The organism is Haloferax gibbonsii ATCC 33959 (genome assembly GCF_000336775.1).
Lineage (GTDB): Archaea > Halobacteriota > Halobacteria > Halobacteriales > Haloferacaceae > Haloferax > Haloferax gibbonsii.
Genome location: NZ_AOLJ01000014.1, coordinates 189,491 through 204,561, shown reverse-complemented (window position 1 = coordinate 204,561; position 15,071 = coordinate 189,491). Strand labels below are relative to the sequence as shown.

At 68.6% G+C, this 15,071-nt stretch carries 19 protein-coding genes and 2 tRNA genes; 5 read left to right on the top strand and 16 right to left on the bottom strand.

The window, feature by feature from the left end; translation table 11 throughout:
- From C454_RS09455 to C454_RS09440, 4 genes are read right to left on the bottom strand one after another with little or no spacing between them, the layout of a single operon-like run.
- Entirely contained in the window at positions 1-252 is a 252-nt protein-coding gene (locus C454_RS09455) for a 50S ribosomal protein L23 (protein ID WP_004974911.1), read from the bottom strand.
- Positions 249-995, bottom strand: coding sequence for a 50S ribosomal protein L4 (gene rpl4p / locus C454_RS09450; protein WP_004974910.1), 747 nt, complete (start codon positions 993-995; stop codon positions 249-251). Before rpl4p ends, C454_RS09455 begins: the two co-directional genes overlap by 4 nt.
- 3 nt (positions 996-998) lie before the next feature.
- On the bottom strand, positions 999-2,015 hold the full coding sequence (locus C454_RS09445; protein ID WP_004974909.1) for a 50S ribosomal protein L3: 1,017 nt from the start codon (positions 2,013-2,015) through the stop codon (positions 999-1,001).
- 4 nt (positions 2,016-2,019) lie between these two features.
- Positions 2,020-2,862 (bottom strand): putative RNA uridine N3 methyltransferase, encoded by an 843-nt coding sequence (locus tag C454_RS09440; protein ID WP_004974908.1) that lies wholly within the window; start codon positions 2,860-2,862, stop codon positions 2,020-2,022.
- A gap of 289 nt (positions 2,863-3,151) precedes the next feature.
- On the opposite strand from C454_RS09440, the gene C454_RS09435 reads away from it, so the two are divergent.
- Positions 3,152-3,222 (top strand) — tRNA-Gly (locus C454_RS09435).
- A 12-nt stretch (positions 3,223-3,234) separates the two neighbouring features.
- Positions 3,235-3,305 (top strand) — tRNA-Gly (locus tag C454_RS09430).
- 331 nt (positions 3,306-3,636) lie between these two features.
- Here the strand turns inward: C454_RS09430 and C454_RS09425 are convergent.
- The 6 genes from C454_RS09425 to C454_RS09400 all read right to left on the bottom strand — a co-directional run bounded on the left by C454_RS09425 (position 3,637) and on the right by C454_RS09400 (position 6,166).
- Positions 3,637-3,927 carry a hypothetical protein gene (locus C454_RS09425; RefSeq protein WP_004974907.1) on the bottom strand — a complete coding sequence of 97 codons (291 nt, stop codon included), beginning with the start codon at positions 3,925-3,927 and terminating at the stop codon, positions 3,637-3,639.
- Positions 3,924-4,151, bottom strand: coding sequence for a hypothetical protein (locus tag C454_RS09420; RefSeq protein WP_004974906.1), 228 nt, complete (start codon positions 4,149-4,151; stop codon positions 3,924-3,926). The genes C454_RS09425 and C454_RS09420 overlap by 4 nt, the downstream gene beginning before the upstream one ends.
- Before the next feature lie 75 nt (positions 4,152-4,226).
- On the bottom strand, positions 4,227-4,481 hold the full coding sequence (locus C454_RS09415) for a hypothetical protein (protein ID WP_004974905.1): 255 nt from the start codon (positions 4,479-4,481) through the stop codon (positions 4,227-4,229).
- Between the two features lie 70 nt (positions 4,482-4,551).
- The gene (locus tag C454_RS09410) at positions 4,552-4,836 is read right to left on the bottom strand and encodes a DUF7130 family rubredoxin-like protein (RefSeq protein ID WP_049905064.1); all 285 of its coding nucleotides are present in this window, start codon (positions 4,834-4,836) and stop codon (positions 4,552-4,554) included.
- A gap of 38 nt (positions 4,837-4,874) precedes the next feature.
- Positions 4,875-5,933 (bottom strand): YihY/virulence factor BrkB family protein, encoded by a 1,059-nt coding sequence (locus C454_RS09405; protein ID WP_004974900.1) that lies wholly within the window; start codon positions 5,931-5,933, stop codon positions 4,875-4,877.
- Between the two features lie 65 nt (positions 5,934-5,998).
- Positions 5,999-6,166 carry a hypothetical protein gene (locus C454_RS09400; RefSeq protein ID WP_231608287.1) on the bottom strand — a complete coding sequence of 56 codons (168 nt, stop codon included), beginning with the start codon at positions 6,164-6,166 and terminating at the stop codon, positions 5,999-6,001.
- Positions 6,167-6,271: 105 nt separating this feature from the next.
- Between C454_RS09400 and C454_RS09395 the strand changes: the two genes are divergently transcribed.
- The 3 genes from C454_RS09395 to C454_RS09385 all read left to right on the top strand — a co-directional run bounded on the left by C454_RS09395 (position 6,272) and on the right by C454_RS09385 (position 8,131).
- Positions 6,272-6,586, top strand: coding sequence for an MTH1187 family thiamine-binding protein (locus C454_RS09395; RefSeq protein ID WP_004062408.1), 315 nt, complete (start codon positions 6,272-6,274; stop codon positions 6,584-6,586).
- 124 nt (positions 6,587-6,710) lie between these two features.
- Entirely contained in the window at positions 6,711-7,643 is a 933-nt protein-coding gene (gene mch, locus C454_RS09390) for a methenyltetrahydromethanopterin cyclohydrolase (RefSeq protein WP_004974899.1), read from the top strand.
- Entirely contained in the window at positions 7,640-8,131 is a 492-nt protein-coding gene (locus C454_RS09385) for a hypothetical protein (RefSeq protein WP_004974898.1), read from the top strand. The genes mch and C454_RS09385 overlap by 4 nt, the downstream gene beginning before the upstream one ends.
- A gap of 40 nt (positions 8,132-8,171) precedes the next feature.
- Here the strand turns inward: C454_RS09385 and C454_RS09380 are convergent, their stop codons facing one another.
- From C454_RS09380 to nadA, 6 genes are all read right to left on the bottom strand, one after another.
- Positions 8,172-9,776, bottom strand: a complete 1,605-nt coding sequence (locus tag C454_RS09380) for a GTPBP1 family GTP-binding protein (protein WP_004974896.1) — start codon at positions 9,774-9,776, stop codon at positions 8,172-8,174.
- Positions 9,777-9,917: 141 nt separating this feature from the next.
- Positions 9,918-10,508, bottom strand: coding sequence for a J domain-containing protein (locus C454_RS09375; RefSeq protein WP_004974895.1), 591 nt, complete (start codon positions 10,506-10,508; stop codon positions 9,918-9,920).
- Positions 10,509-10,599: 91 nt separating this feature from the next.
- A complete protein-coding gene (gene pyrF, locus C454_RS09370) occupies positions 10,600-11,397 on the bottom strand; it encodes an orotidine-5'-phosphate decarboxylase (protein WP_004974893.1) in 798 nt (265 codons plus the stop codon).
- 63 nt (positions 11,398-11,460) lie between these two features.
- The gene (gene nadC, locus C454_RS09365) at positions 11,461-12,267 is read right to left on the bottom strand and encodes a carboxylating nicotinate-nucleotide diphosphorylase (protein ID WP_004974892.1); all 807 of its coding nucleotides are present in this window, start codon (positions 12,265-12,267) and stop codon (positions 11,461-11,463) included.
- On the bottom strand, positions 12,254-13,837 hold the full coding sequence (locus tag C454_RS09360) for an L-aspartate oxidase (RefSeq protein ID WP_004974886.1): 1,584 nt from the start codon (positions 13,835-13,837) through the stop codon (positions 12,254-12,256). The genes nadC and C454_RS09360 overlap by 14 nt, the downstream gene beginning before the upstream one ends.
- Positions 13,834-14,991 (bottom strand): quinolinate synthase NadA, encoded by a 1,158-nt coding sequence (gene nadA, locus C454_RS09355; protein ID WP_004974884.1) that lies wholly within the window; start codon positions 14,989-14,991, stop codon positions 13,834-13,836. The genes C454_RS09360 and nadA overlap by 4 nt, the downstream gene beginning before the upstream one ends.
- Positions 14,992-15,071 lie beyond the last annotated feature (80 nt).

Below are 15,071 nucleotides of genomic sequence, written 5' to 3'. Positions count from 1 at the left end.
TTAGAACACCCCGATACGCGACGCGACTTCCTGCGCGTCGTCGTCTTCAGAGAGACGAACTGTTGCTTTCTTCTTGCCTTTCATCGTGACCTGCGTGTTGACCTTCTCGACGGTCACGTCGTAGCGCGACTGGACTTCGTCCTTCACGTCGGACTTCGTCGAGTCGATGTGGACGATGAACTGGAGCTTGTTGTCGAAGTCCATCTGGTTCATCGCCTTCTCCGTGACCAGCGGGTGTTCGATGATGCTCATCGTTCTGCGACCTCCTCGAGCGCGCTCTCGGTGAAGAGCGTGAGGCGACCGGCGTGGGTGCCGGGCGCGAGGTCCTCGGCGGAGACGTTCGCCGCGGTGGCGACGTCGACACCGGCGAGGTTGCGAGCGGCCTTCGAGGGCTCCTCGGCCGTCACGAAGAGAATGGACTTCGGACGGGTGTACTTGCGACCGCGGAGCTTGCCCTGGCCGCCTTTGACCTTCTTGTTCTCCTCGGAGCGCTCGATGTCGTCGTAGACGCCGAGCGACTGCAGGAGGTCGACGACCTCCTTCGTCTTGACGAGGTCCTCGAAGTCGTCGGAGACGACGAGGGGGAGCTCGACGTCGTCGTCGAAGCGGTGACCGCGCTCGGCGACCAGCTCGGGGTCCGTCGTGGCGGCGAGCGCCGAGCGGACGGCGAGCTTACGCTCCTTCGTGTTGATCTCCTTCCCCTGGTCCTTCTCGGCCTTCGGCGGGTGAGCGCGACGGCCGGAGACGGCGTGCGGGACGCGTCGGGCGACGCCGTTCTGGCGTGGGTCGTGGGACATCCCACGGCCGCTGCCCATGGACTCTGCCGGGGTTCGAAGTCCGGCGTAGGGGTCGGCACCGTACGGCTGTTTTCGGTTTGCCTGCGCGGCGATGACGGCACGCTTGATGAGGTCGGGACGGTAAGCCGTCTCGAAGACCTCGGGCAGGTCGATGCTGCCCGCGTCGTCGCCGTTCAGGTCTCGGATAGTTGCCTGCATGGATTATCCCTGGTTCGATGCGGTAGAGACGTAGCGCACCTCGGGGTCGAGGCGCGGCTGGTCGTTCGGCCGGATGGCCGGGCGGAACCGCAGAAGGCGCTTGTTGGGGCCCGGCAGCGAGCCCTTGATGAGCGCGTAGGAGCCGTCGACCTCGCCGTAGTTGACGAAGCCACCTTCGACGGAGGCCTCGTCACCCTCACCGAGGTCGATGAGGCGCTTGTTGAGCTCGGTGCGCTGGTGGTAACCAGTCTGACCGAGCTGCGGAACCGTAGAGCGGACACGGGACGGGTTCCAGGGGCCGAGGTTGCCAATACGGCGTCTCCAGCCCTGGCGGGCGTGCTTGCCCTTACGCTTCTGGACGCCCCATCGCTTGACGGGACCCTGCGTACCCTTACCCTTCGTGACACCCGCGGCGTCGAGGTACTCGCCGGCGCGGAACACGTCGGACATCTCGTGTTCGCCGCCCTCGGCAACGAGGTCGAGGGCGAAGTCGGCGCGCTCCACCATGGAGCCGCCACCGACGCGAGTCTCCATCACGTCGGGCTTCTTCTTGGGCACGTTCGCGAGCTCGGCGGGCACCGTGTGCGTGATGACGCGGAGGTCATCGACTTCGCCGGCCTCGACGGCCTCGCGAAGCGCATCGGCGTCCGAGTCGAACGTGTTCTCTGCCGGCAGGTCGAGGACGCGGTCGAGTTCGTCGTGGAACTCGTCCGTCCAGACCTCGGTCTGCGGCTTCATACCGTACGGCGTCTGCTCGTAGGCGCGAAGGGCGACGGCGCGCATCGGCGGCGTCTCGACGACGGTCACCGGGACGGACTCCTCCATTCCCTCGCGGGGGGAGTCGGCCTCGTCGTTGACCATCATGACGTGGGTCATACCGGCCTTGTAGCCAGCGAATCCCTGCAGTGCAGGGGAACCGTCGTCACTTGGCCACGACTTGATACGCGGGACCTCTTTGGTCACACGCTTGCGGGGGCTGAAGCCCATCGAGCCTTTTCGTGGTCTGCTTGGTTGTGGCATGGATTCACTCCGTGAGTGTCAGGGAGGCGAGGGAGGCGAACATCGCTTCTTCTGTTCGCACGACCTCGCTGCCCTGTCGCGGAATCGTATTGAGCCAGAGGTCGAACCCCGGACCAACGGAAGGTTCGACGTCTGCAACATCCTCGGGAGACATCCCGAGCATGTCCGGAAGCCCACGGCCCGGCGACCCGAAGACGACGGTCATGCCGCCGGCATCGGTGATGCGGGCCGTCAAGTCGCCCAATGTGGGGACCGACAGCGGTTCGCCATAGCGAGACGTGGCGATTCGCACGCCCGCATCTGGCCTGCCGAGTGCTTCCGTGAGGTCCATGCGGGATACGTCGAAGCCCGGGAGGGGCTCGTCGACGATCCGCGCACGGACCGGTTCTCGCGAAGAGATCCTGACAGCGACGCGCTCTCCCTCTGTGAGGTCCATCCCGGGAGGGACGAACAGGGAGATCGGGTGTTGCATTCCGCAATTGACCCGAACGCGGTCGTCAGGTCCGACCTCGGTCACGATTCCTTCTCGCAACGCGGGCGACTCGTCAGAGTCGTCCGCGGTCGTAGACGCCACGAGAACGGGCGGCAGGATACCAGCGTAGCGGAGTTCGTCGCGCTTACCCCAGACCTCCTTGCGGAGGTAGGGGGGCGTCGCGGCGTACCGAAGTACGGTTTCGACGAACTCGCCGCCCCACTTGTTCTCGCCGTCTTCGTCGGGGAAGACGACGAGTTCGTTCGCCCGGAAGACCGCCGCCGCGCGGGCGACGTAGCCGAGTTTGCGAGTTGCCTCGCGTTGATCTTCGGCTTCCCGGACGAGTGAGGACGGCACGAGTACGCTGAGTTTCATGCCGGGTTCATCCTCGTCTCGTCTAGACTGTGGCGTTTGTACCGGGGGCCTACCTAAAAGAGTAGCGAATCCGTTCTGGGGTGGTAGAGCGTCCCACGACCCAGTTTGTGGACGATTGGCGAATGACGCGTGGTACGTAATTACACGGTCGACGACAGGTCGGCGAAGGCGAATCTCACGTGGTAGCAGGTGGCGCGCCGTCGCCCGATTTCTCCCCCGTTTCGCAAGTCTTATTTATCAACCCGACACTATCGAGTAACGCAGCAGCACGCCACGATACACGCGGAATGCGCTGGTAGTGTAGTGGTATCACGTGACCTTGCCATGGTCACAACCTGGGTTCAAATCCCAGCCAGCGCACTTCCACCACATGCGTCGGTAGTGTAGTGGTATCACGTGACCTTGCCATGGTCACAACCTGGGTTCAAATCCCAGCCGACGCACTTTCTGAACGGTACCAAACGAGGAGTCGTCAGACTCCGAGTTTCCGTGGAGTGAAGAAGTGCGGCCAAGAGGGATTCTGAACCCGACCAGTCGCGCACAGCGAACGAAGTGAGCGAGCACGTCTGGGTTCGGTTCAAATCCCAGCCGACGCACTTCTACAACGAATCTACCTTCCGAGCGACCGCTGTGCGTGTCGCTCGGACTGTGAGTTGTGAATGCGGGACGCTGGGATTTGAACTAGCGAGCGAACGCGAGTGAGCGAGTGGAGTTCAAATCCCAGCCGACGCACTTCTCTGAACGAAACTCAGTCACCGACGCGTCCCCGAGAACTCACGTTTCGTCCCGCGCCCGCCACCACCAGACCATCGCGGCCACGCCGACGACGAGGACAACGACGGCGAGCGCGTCGAGGGCGTAGTTGAGCGGCGTTCCCGTCGGCACGGTCCCGGACTGCGTCACCTGTAAGAGGGCGTACGAGAGCCACGTGAGACACATCCCGACGAGGAGAACCGCCCGCGGAGCGGAGAGCGTTCCGCGCCGGTACTGCACGGCCGTGCCCGCGAGGAGCAACAGGTACGCGACGAGCAGGAAAACGCCCCCGAGTTCGGCGAGCACGCTCATGAGTCGATCGGAACCGTCACGAGGACGATAGCGGCCGCGAACACGACGAGTAGCGCGCCGAATTCGAGCGGCGACCGGGTGGCGAGGCGTGTGATGAGCGAGGCGGGCGCGGTGCTCTCACGGAGTTCGATGCCGAACTCGCTGGCGGAGAGCGCGGCGGACGCGCCGACGGCGGCGGCGACGACGCCGACCACTCGCGTGACGCGGGAATGGAGGGAGACCATACGGAACGTCCGCAGAGAATACACTAAACAGTTGACAACAGTCGCGGTTCTGGCCTCGCACGCGTGGGCGAAGAATCAGTAGCCGAGCGTGTCGACCGTCTCGATTCGCTCGATACCGTCGAGTTCGCAGAGGTCGGAGACGGCCGACTCGGCGAGCGAGACCACGACGCCGCCGAACCGGAGTTCGCGTTCGAGGCTGCCGCCGAGCGACTCGACGCGGGTTTCGAGCGCGGCGCGGGCGTCGTCGTCCGCGGGTTCGACGCGGAGTTCCGCGACCTCGTCGTCGAGGGGGTCGTCGCGCATGCGACGGACGGGGTGAGAGAGATACATATCCGGGGGTCGTCGGCCGGCGGGAAAACGGTCGCGGTCGGCCGGTGGCGGACCGCGCTCGACCGAGGCGTCAGTCCTCGGTGAAGTAAAACAGCGCCTCGCGACCCGCGCCGCAGTCGGGACACCCCGACGGGAACGAGGTCAGCGAGCCGAGTTCGCCGCAGTCGTCACAGCGCCAGACGAGCAGCGCCTCGCCGAAATCCTTCTCGGGCAGTCGCCGGTGTTCGACGACGGTCGGAGGCCGAACCGCGCGGGAGGCGGTCTCGGCGGTCGTCTCCACGGCCTCCCACCTCGTTCGGTCCCCTTCGAGCGGTCGCGCCGGCTGAGTCGGTCGGGCAGGGGTCTTTATTGCCATAGTGTCGCATACGCACGCCAGCCTCATAACGCCCGTCGTCACTCCTCCTGACTGTCAGGCCACGAGGACCATCGGAGTTCCAGTCTGACAGGCCCCTCCGGCAGGAATCGACTGGTTTCGGTGTCGGCGACGACCCGTTCGGGCCGGGGGAGCGTGACGGACTCGTCGCCGACGCGAACCGTCAGGTCCTCGTGCGGCGCGGCCGCCACGAGGTGGTCGAGTCGTTCGATGGCCGCGGTCACCTCGCCGCGAGTCACCGCGTCGGTCTGCGAGTCGAGGGGGACGCCGCCGAACAGCGGGCGGACGTTCACGTCGCGCGAGCGGTTCGACAGCACCGCGTTGACGGCCGCGCCGAGGAGGATGACGAGCCCGCTGAAGTAGAGCCACGTCAGGAGGACGAGGATGCCGGCGACGACGCTCGACTCGGGCGCGCGGCTACTGAACTCGACGTAGAGCCGGAACAGCGATTCGAAGGTCGTCAGCCCGACGGCGGCGACGAGGGTCCCGGGAACGACTTCGAGGTAGGTCACATCCTCGTCGGGGAAGATGTAGTACATCGGGTAGAACGTCACGAACAGGACGACCACGAGGAGCCCGCGGTAGACGGCCCACCCGAGCGCCCCGTCGAGCGCCGGGAGCGCGGACTCGATGAGCGCGCCGGCGACGACGGCGACGGCGACGGTGACGAGCACGACGATGCCGTCGGAGAGTTGGTCGGCGAAGGTGTTGGCCGCCTCGGACTCGTAGATGTCCGAGAAGGCGGTGTCGAGGCCGCGGAAGATGCGAAGCGTCCCCCACACCAACACGAGCACCCCGACGACCGAGAGGCTCGCCAGTTGGGTCGACGACTCCAGTTCGGCGATGATAACGTCGCCCGCGCCGGGGGTCAACACGGACTGGATGACGGCGATGACGCCCTCGCGGAGGCCGCTGTCGCCGGTGGCGGAGACGGCCGCGAGGACGAGCAGGAACAGCGGTAACAGCGAGACGAACGCCCCATAAGCGATGCTTCCCGCCATGAAGGTGAGCCGCTCGGTTCGCACCTCGTAGACGATGGCCCGGCCGAGCGTGAGCGCTCTCGTGACACGTGGATTCATGAACGCTGATACGTCGGCCGACGAGAAAAGCGCGATGCGCCGCCAAGTCGGGGATGCGGAGGCGGCTATCGCCGGGCGGCGAAGACGGCGACCGCCAGCCCCAAGATGGCTCCTGTCGCGGTCCACTCCGCCGCGTAGCCGACCGTTCCGCCGATGGCCGAGCCGAGGGTCACCCCGCCGACGACGTTCGCCCCCGCGACGAGTGCCACCCGAGTGAGTTCGCTCTGGAACATATCGGAATCTGTGGCTGTTCGAGGAGATAGCCTCGTCGGTTCCGTCATCGAATCGGCAGCCTCGGTCCACTCCGTTTTACTACCGCGTGGCGCGTGGGTTCGACCATGACAGTCATCGCGATGCTGAGCGTCGCACCGGTCGTCGAAGGGAGCATGTCGGGCGAGGTCGCCAAGGCGGTCGCGGCTCTCGACGACTTCGAGGTGTCCTACGAGACGAATCCGATGGGGACGGTCATCGAGGCCGACGACATCGACGAACTGCTCGCGGCGGTCGGCGCGGCCCACAAGGCGGTCGACGGCGACCGCGTGAGCACGTTCCTGAAGATAGACGACAAGCGCACGAAGGACCAGACGGCCGCCGACAAGGTCGACGCAGTCGAAGCCCACCTCGGTCGGGAAGCGAGAAGCGACCGCGAATAGTGTCGCACGGGGGTGCGGCGACCCGCCGCGCATTCCCGCGACGCGCCCCACGTGGCACGTCCACGCGCCCCGGAGCGGTGGGTGACTGACAAACCCTTTAGCCGAAGGCGCGCAATCGCCTCGCATGGACAGCATCAATCGGATGGCCATCGAACTGGTCGACGAGGCGCTCGATTTCGCCGGGGAACTCGGCATCGAGGGCTACGAACTCGACTCGGGCGCGACGGTCATCGACTTCGGCGTCGACGCCGACGGCGGTGTCGAGGCGGGGATGCTCCTCGCGGAGATTCAGACCGCGGGTCTCGCCACGGTACAGACGCGGATGGGCGAGGTCGCCGGCACGCCCCGCCCGCACGTCGAACTCTCCACCGACCGCCCCGCGCTGGCCCTCCTGTGCTCGCAGAAGGCCGGCTGGGAGCTCACCTTCGACGACTTCGACGGCCTCGGCTCCGGCCCCGCACGCGCGCTGGTCGGCGAGGAAGAGGAGTTCCACCACCTCGGCTACTACGACGAGTTCGACCTGACGGTCCTCTCCGTCGAGAGCATCGACCTCCCGACCGACGAGGTCGCGGAACACGTCGCGGAGACGACCGGCCTCGAACCGAGCGCCGTCTTCCTGCCGACCTACGCGACCGGCTCGCTCGTCGGGAGCGTCACGGGCGCGGCCCGCGCGGCCGAACTCGCCGTGTTCAACCTCTTCGAGGCGGGCTACGACCCGACGAACGTCCTCTCTATCAACGGTTCCGCCCCGCTCGCCCCCGTCAGCTACGACGAGAGCGTCGCCATGGGACGGACGAACGACGCCGTCGCCTACGGCGGGCGCGTCCACGTCACCGTCAGCGAGGACTTCGACGACTTCGACCGCGCGATTTCCACGGCCGGACCCGACTACGGCGTGCCGTTCGAACAACTGTTCGAGGACGCCGACTGGGACTTCGGCGAGGTCGACCCCGACGTGTTCGGCCCCGCGCAGGTCACCGTCGACGTGGTCGACGGCCCGACGTACGCCCTCGGCGAGACCGACGAGGACGTGCTCGCCGACTCGTTCGGACTGTGAGGCGCAAACCGGTCCCGCCCGCGCCGGACTCCCTCGACCGACTGTGGGACGCCCACCGCGCCGTCCCGCTGATTCCGGGCTCCGAAGACGACTGCTGCGGCCGGGTGGCGAACCGACTCGACGTGACGCCCGACGAGGGCCGCGACTGGCTCGTGTTCTGCCAGTCGCTCGGCCTCGCCCGCGAGGTGAGCCGCGGCTTCGAGCGCGTCCGCGAGGACCCGACGCGGGACGACTTGCGGGCCGCCTTCGAGGCGAGCGTCTTCGGCGCGAGAGAGGCCCTCGACGCCCTCGGCGACGAGCCGAGGTCTGCGGACGCGGTCTTCGACGCGTTCGAGCCGACCGTCCCGAACTGGGAGCGCCACCGCGACCCCGACGGGTGGGAATCGCGCTGGCGAAACAGGGTCGCACGGCTGCTCGACTGGGCGGTGCTGTTCGGCGCGGCGGCGAGAAAACCGGACGGCTACGTCGCGGTCGAGGAATCAGCCTGACCGCCGGCGGGGACGAACCCGCGTCGCCGCCCGTGTTACGTTAGTCGACCTTGGTCACGGTCCCGACGCCCTTGGACCGGCCCTCGCGGAAGACGAACCGCTGGCCCTCCTCGACGAAGTACGGTCGGAACTTGAACTCCACGCGGGTCGTGCCGGTGTCGCCCGGCAGGAGCCGCCCCCCGTCGGGGTGGAAGACGGCCGCCTCGGAGATGGTTTCGAGGTGGACCACGGGCTCGTAGCCCTCCTGAATCCGCGTCGGGTGGTTGAGTACCATCACGTCGGCCTCGAACTCGCGGACGGCGGTGGGCTCCGAGTCGGCCGGGAGGAGCACCATCCCCCGTTCGATTTCGGACTCGCGGACGCCCTTGAGGGCGATGCCGACGATGCGGCCGGCGTTGGCCCGGTCGACCCGGTGGTAGTGCATCTCGATAGAGCGGACCTCGACCTCGCGGAACTCGCCGTCGGACATCGGTCCCAAGAGCAGTTTGTCACCGGCCTCGACCGCCCCGGAGTTGACCGTGCCGGAGGCGACCGCGCCGACGCCAGTGACCGAGTAGGTCCGGTCGATGTACATCTTGAAGTCGCCCTCGGCGGCGCTGCGCTTCGGAAGCGACTCGAACAGCCGGTCGAGGTCGTCGAGGCCGTCCATCGTGACCGCGCTCGTCAGGAACAGCGGGACGACCGACTCGCTTATCTCGTCGACTGCGGCGTCGACGCCGTGGCGCTCGACGCTCAGGGGCGTCCGACCCACGTCGCGGAGGAGCCGCTCGACCTCGCGTTCCACCTCGGCCGCGCGCTCCTCGGAGACGGCGTCGACCTTCGTGATGGCGACGACCGTCGGTAGCTCCATCGCGAGCAGGATGCCGAGGTGTTCGCGGGTCGTCCGCGTCGGGCCGTCGTCGGCGGCGACGACGAGCAGGCCGTAGTCGAGACGCTGACCGACGAGGCCGCGAATCGTCGTCCGGAGCCACGGCTCGTGGCCCACAGTATCGACGAACGAGACCAGCCGGTCGGCCTCCTGAACGATTTGCGCCCGGTCGGACTTCCGGTGGGGGTTTCGCATGTGGACCGGGCCGTCGTCGGAAAAGCCGTAGACGGCGTACGAGAGGTCCGCCGACAGGCCGCGTTCGACCTCGTGGGGCTGCACGTCGAGGAACGACCGCGTGCCGCCGTTACCGTTGTCGGCCTGTCCGGTCACGAGCGACCCGACGAGCGTCGATTTGCCGTGGTCGACGTGACCCGCCGTGCCGACGACGATGTGGTCGTCGTCCACGTCGAGCATCGCCCCCTCGCGGATGGTCGCGACGCCGACGAGGCCGCGCTCGGCCGAGTCGCCGACGCCCCACGTCTCCACGTCTTCGATGTGTGCGCCGGCCTCCTCGGCCAGAAGCGACAGCACGTCCATGGTCTCGGAGAAGTCGTCCGGCGGGATGCCGGCGATGCCGCCGTCGTCGGTGACGCCGACCACGTAGGTCGCCACGCCGTCGCCGGAGAGCACCCGGTGTCGGAGCTGAGCCGCGAGCGACTCCATCCGGCCGTCGGACAGGTGAACGGCGCGGGTGAGGCGTTCTTTGAACTCGACGTTGCCGCCTTCTTCCTCACCGCGCTCGAGGGCCTCGTCCAAGAGAGCCCGATCCGCGCTCATGGAAGCGGGTAGGAAACCGACCGTGAAAACGCTTTCCGCGGTAGCGATTGCCATGAGAACGTACCGCAATCGAGACGGAACCGACGCGGGGGCGCTCGTCGAGGCTCGTGCCGGTCGAATGCGGGTGAAAAGGAAACCGCGTTACTCGGTCAGGCGCTCGTAGGCGCGGTTGACACGCTTGAACGCCTCCTCGTCGCCGGTCTTCGAGTCCGGGTGGGTCTCCTTGACTCGCTTCCGGTAGGCCGCTTTCACCTCGTCTTCGGAGGCGTCGTCGTCGAGGTCGAGCGTTTCGAGGGCTTTCTGCCGACTCATGCCGCGCCGCGGCGGGCGGACTCGCGTCCCGCTTCCGTCGCGGGCGCGTCGTCTCCGCCGACCGCCGTCGAATCCGCCGCCAGGGCCGGCGTTCGGGCCGAATCGACCGGTTCGCGGTCCCTCTTGGGGGTCGTCGCGGGGACCCGCGCCGAAGCCGCCGGTCTCCCGGCGGTCGCCCCGCCGTCGGTCCGACCGGAAGCCGAACCCGCCGCGCCCGGCGTCGGCGCGGACGCGGGTCCTGCGGAACCGCTCTTCGAGGCGGCCGCTGACGTGGGCGTACATGAAGTACGTCGTCGCGCCGAAGGGGACGGCGACGAACAGCAACAGGAGCTGCCGGTAGGCGAACGCCAACACGACGAGGAGCATGGTGATTCCCGCGAACACCGCCGCGAGCCCCATGACGAGTCGGTCTCGGTCCACGAGCGCAGTTAGGGGCGCACGGTGGTAAACGTCTCGCCGGGGAGTCACCCGCCGAAGAGTCACCCGCCGAAAATCGAGCGCCCGCGCCGACTCAGCGGTACTGGTTCAGCCGCTTTTTGAGGCGCTTGGCCGCCTGTCCGGCGGCCTTGTCGAAGTCCTCGCCGTCGTCCTCGCCGGCGAAGATGATGCCGCGAGAGGAGTTCACGAGACCGACGCCGTCGGCGAGGCCGAACTCGACGGCGGCCTCGGCGTCGCCGCCCTGCGCCCCGACGCCGGGGACGAGGAAGGGCAGGTCGGGCACCTGTTCGCGGAGGTGTTCCAGTTCGTCGGGACCGGTCGCGCCGACGACGAGACCGACGTTCCCGTGTTCGTTCCAGAGGTCGCAGAGCGCCGCGACGCGCTCGTAGAGGGGTTCGCCCGAATCGAGTTCGAGCGACTGGAGGTCGGAGCCGCCGGGGTTCGAGGTCCGACAGAGGACGAACACGCCCTTGTCCTCGCGGGCGAGGAACGGCTGGATGGAGTCGCGGCCCATGTAGGGGTTGACCGTGATGGCGTCGGCGTCGTCGAGCAGGTCGGCGTACTTGCGGGTCGTGTTACCGATGTCGGCGCGCTTGGCGTCGAGGAGGACAGGCACGCCCTTGCCGTGGGCGTAGGCGACGGTCTCGCGCAGGGAGCGCCAGCCGTCTTCGTCCTCGTAGAACGCCGCGTTCGGCTTGTACGCCGCGGCGTGCTCGTGGGTCGCGTCGATGATGCGGCGGTTGAACGCCCACCGCGGGAGGTCCTTGTCGAGGAGGTGGTCGGGGATGCGGTCGATGTCGGCGTCGAGGCCGACCGAGACGACGCTGTCTGTCGCCTCGATGCGGTCGCGGAGGTCGTCGAAGAAGCCCATTGCCCGCGAGTGCGACGACCGGCAGTAAGGGGTTTTCCCTTCGCTCCGGGTGGACCGGCCCGCTCACCCGGTCCGGAAGGAGAAGTCCGAACTCGGCGCGCTGTGGGTGAGCCAGCCCATCGAGACCACGTCGACGCCGGTGTCGGCGTAGGCGGGGAGCGTCTCCGGCGTGATGCCGCCGCTGGCCTCGGCGATGACGCCCTCGGGGAGCCGGGAGACGCCCTCGCGGACCGCCTCGGGCGGGAGGTTGTCGAACAAGACGATGTCGGCTCCGGCGGCCGCGGCGCGCTCGCCCATCTCGGGCGTCTCGACTTCGACTTCGAGCTTCGTCGCGAACGACTTGCGCTCGGCGAAGCGGCGGACGGCCTCCTCAAGCCCGAGTTCGGTGACGTGGTTGTCCTTGACCATCACCATCCCCGAGAGCGTGAGGCGGTGGGTGTCGCCGCCGCCGGCGACGACGGCGCGCTTTTCGACGCCGCGGAGGCCGGGCGTGGTCTTGCGGGTCGCGGCGACCCGGACCGAGTCGGAGACCTCGCGGGCGGCGGCGACCGCCTCGCGAGTCGTGGTCGCGACCCCGGAGGCGTGGCCGACGACGTTGGCGGCGACGCGCTCGCCGCGGAGGACGCTCCGGGCGTCGCCGTCGACTCGCAGCACTTCGTCCCCGGCTTCGACCGCGTCACCGACTTCGACCGTTCGCTCGGCCTCGACGCCGAGGTAGTCGAAGACGGCGACGGCGGCGTCGAGACCGGCGGCGACCGCCGGCTCCTTCGCCACGAGTCGCCCGGTGGTGTCGCCGGGCACGTCGTTCGTCACGTCGCGGTGGCCGACGTCCTCGGCCAGCCAGCGCTCGACGGTCTCAGTCGTCAGCACGCGGGGTCACCCCCCGTCCGGCGTCGTCGCTCTCCTCGCTTCCGTCCGGGTCGACCAGCGAGTGACAGCCGGCCGACGGCGCGTCGGCGGCCGCGCGGGCGACGAGGAGCGACGAGACGCAGGCGTTCCGGAGTTCGTAGATGGACTGCGAGACGCGGGTGCGGGCGTAGGCGTCGACCTCGCCCTTCAGGCGGCGGAGCCGAGCCCGCGCGGTCCCGAGCCCGTCGGGGGTGCGTTCGATGCCGACGAACTCGTCCATCGTCCGCCCGAGGCGGTCGAACTTCGTGTCGGCGAAGGCGTCGGGCAGCGCCGGGTCGGAGTCGCGCGGCGGCGCGTACTCGACGGCCTCGGCGTCGCCGCGGCCCCGGTCGGCCGCGGTCTCGCCGGCGCGGACGCCCCAGACGAGCCCTTCGAGCAGGCTGGTCGAGGCGAGTCGGTTCGCGCCGTGGACGCCGGTGCGGGCGCACTCGCCGGCGGCGAACAGGCGGGACAGCGAGGTCCTGCCGCGGTCGTCGACGGCGACGCCGCCGCAGAGGAAGTGCTCGCTCGGCGCGACGGGGATGCCGGCGTCGAGGTCGACGCCGCGGTCGTCGCAGAGCGCCGCGAGGTCGGGGAACTCCTCGCGGAAGTCGAGGTCGGACACGTCGAGGACGACGCGGCCGGTTCGGTCGCGAGCGCGGGAGACGGCGCGGGCGACCACGTCTCGGGGGGCGAGTTCGGCGTCTTCGTGCACGTCAGGCATGAATCGGCGGCCGTCGGCGTCGCGCAGGGCCGCGCCCTCGCCGCGAACGGCTTCGCTGACGAGGAACGGTTGCGCGTCGTCGTCGGCCTGGGGGTCAGTCCGGGGGTCGTACGCCGTCGGGTGGAACTGGACGTACTGCATGTCCGAGACGGTCGCGCCGGCGAGCGCGGCCATCGCCACGCCGTCGCCGGTCGCGCCCGCGGGGTTGGTCGACCGGGCGTAACAGTCGCCGATGCCGCCGGTGGCGAGGACGGTCGCCCCGGCGAACACGGGTTCGACCTCGCCGTCGGCGAGGATGGTCGCGCCGCGGACGGTTCCCTCCTCGGTCAGGAGGTCGAGCGCCGTCGCGTCGTCGACGATGCGCACGCCGTCGCGGGCCGAGAGGTGCTGAAGGAACGGCCGGAGGACGTGCGCGCCGGTGCTGGCGTCGACGTGGAGGATGCGGCGGCTGGAGTGGCCCGCCTCGCGGGCGAGGTCGAAGTCGGCGGCGTCGGTGCTGTCGGTGCCGTCGGCGCCGCCGCCCACCGCGTCGAACTCGACTTCGAGCGTGTCCAAGAGCACGTCCTCGACGACGGCTCGGGACTCGGAGACGAGCGTCTCGACCGCCTCGGGGTCGGCGGTGTCGTCGCTCGCGCGGCGGATGTCGGCGGCGAACTCCTCGGGCGCGGACTGGGTGACGGCGATGCCGCCCTGCGCCCAGTCGGACGCGGCGTCCTCGGGCTCGGTCGCCTTCGTGACGACGAGCACGTCGGCCCCCTCGCGGGCGGCGGCGAGGGCCGCGGCGCAGCCGGCGATGCCGGAGCCGACGACGAGCACGTCGGCCTTCATAGTTCGAGCATGCGGTCGAGCGCGACCGCGGCGAGTTCTTTCTCCTCGGGCGCGACCTCGACGACGTTGGGTTCGCGGCCCGCGGCGAGTTCTTCGAGCACCCACGTCAGGTAGTTGGGGTCGACCTGCCGCATGGCGTTGCAGTCCATGCAGGCGTCGCCGCAGAGCGGCCGCACGTCGACCTCGGGGTGCCAGCGCGCGAGGTGTCGCGCGAGGTGGACTTCGGTGCCGATGGCCCACGTCTCGCCGGGGTCGGCGTTCTCGATGACGTCGCAGATGTGGCTCGTCGAGCCGACCTCGTCGGCGGCCGCGACGACGCTCGGGCGGCACTCGGGGTGGGCGACGACCTTCGCGCCGTCGGCCTGCGCCTCCTCGACGTGGTCGACGCGGAAGCGCTCGTGGACCTGACAGTAGCCGTCCCAGAGGATGACCTCGGCGTCGCCGAGGTCGGGAATCTCGGGGTCGACCTCGCCGGCGGCGCCCATCGACTCGGCCACGTCGCCGGCCCACGGGTCCCACTCGACGACCCCGTCGATGCCGAGGTCGTCGGCCGTGTTGCGCCCGAGGTGCTTGTCGGGCAGGAACAGCACGGCGTCGCCCCGTTCGAAGGCCCACTCGAAGGCGTCGGCGGCGTTCGAGGAGGTGCAGATGAGCCCGCCGTGGGAGGCGCAAAAGGCCTTCAGATCTGCGTAGGAGTTCATGTACGTCACGGGGATGATGTCCTTGCCGCCGGACTCCTCGACGAGCATCTCCCACGCGGAGTCGACCTGCACGGCCTCGGCCATCCCGGCCATCGGACACGACGCCTCCATCGACGGGAGAATCACCGTCTGGTCGTCGTCGGTGATGATGTCCGCGCTCTCGGCCATGAACGTCACGCCGGCGAAGACGACGTACTCGGCATCGGACTCGGCGGCGCGCTTCGAGAGCTCGTAGGAGTCGCCGATGAAGTCCGCGTGCTCGACGATTTCGCGTCGCTGGTAGTTGTGTCCGAGCACGATGACTCGGTCGCCGAGCTCCTCGCGGGCGGCGGCGATTCGCCGGGAGCGGGCGGCCTCGTCGAGGTCGCGGTGGCTCTCCGGAAGCTGTTCGAGCGTGTCGTATTTGAACAGGCTGAGCTCCGACTCGAACCCGACCGACTGTAATTCAACCACGATTGGTCACCACGGTGGAAGTCCAATCATCGGGCCTTATTGAAAAATATTTTTCTTCAATACTCGCCACCTACCCGTAA

What these genes read in the sequence shown, in the direction of transcription:
- C454_RS09415 (WP_004974905.1), bottom strand. Translation starts at nt 4,481, where the DNA reads ATGTATCTCTCTCACCCCGTCCGTCGCATGCGCGACGACCCCCTCGAC.
- C454_RS09425 (WP_004974907.1), bottom strand. Translation starts at nt 3,927, where the DNA reads ATGAGCGTGCTCGCCGAACTCGGGGGCGTTTTCCTGCTCGTCGCGTAC.
- mch (WP_004974899.1), top strand. Translation starts at nt 6,711, where the DNA reads ATGGACAGCATCAATCGGATGGCCATCGAACTGGTCGACGAGGCGCTC.
- C454_RS09410 (WP_049905064.1), bottom strand. Translation starts at nt 4,836, where the DNA reads ATGGCAATAAAGACCCCTGCCCGACCGACTCAGCCGGCGCGACCGCTC.
- pyrF (WP_004974893.1), bottom strand. Translation starts at nt 11,397, where the DNA reads ATGGGCTTCTTCGACGACCTCCGCGACCGCATCGAGGCGACAGACAGC.
- C454_RS09420 (WP_004974906.1), bottom strand. Translation starts at nt 4,151, where the DNA reads ATGGTCTCCCTCCATTCCCGCGTCACGCGAGTGGTCGGCGTCGTCGCC.
- C454_RS09440 (WP_004974908.1), bottom strand. Translation starts at nt 2,862, where the DNA reads ATGAAACTCAGCGTACTCGTGCCGTCCTCACTCGTCCGGGAAGCCGAA.
- C454_RS09405 (WP_004974900.1), bottom strand. Translation starts at nt 5,933, where the DNA reads ATGAATCCACGTGTCACGAGAGCGCTCACGCTCGGCCGGGCCATCGTC.
- C454_RS09380 (WP_004974896.1), bottom strand. Translation starts at nt 9,776, where the DNA reads ATGAGCGCGGATCGGGCTCTCTTGGACGAGGCCCTCGAGCGCGGTGAG.
- C454_RS09455 (WP_004974911.1), bottom strand. Translation starts at nt 252, where the DNA reads ATGAGCATCATCGAACACCCGCTGGTCACGGAGAAGGCGATGAACCAG.
- C454_RS09400 (WP_231608287.1), bottom strand. Translation starts at nt 6,166, where the DNA reads ATGTTCCAGAGCGAACTCACTCGGGTGGCACTCGTCGCGGGGGCGAAC.
- C454_RS09445 (WP_004974909.1), bottom strand. Translation starts at nt 2,015, where the DNA reads ATGCCACAACCAAGCAGACCACGAAAAGGCTCGATGGGCTTCAGCCCC.
- rpl4p (WP_004974910.1), bottom strand. Translation starts at nt 995, where the DNA reads ATGCAGGCAACTATCCGAGACCTGAACGGCGACGACGCGGGCAGCATC.
- C454_RS09360 (WP_004974886.1), bottom strand. Translation starts at nt 13,837, where the DNA reads ATGAAGGCCGACGTGCTCGTCGTCGGCTCCGGCATCGCCGGCTGCGCC.
- C454_RS09395 (WP_004062408.1), top strand. Translation starts at nt 6,272, where the DNA reads ATGACAGTCATCGCGATGCTGAGCGTCGCACCGGTCGTCGAAGGGAGC.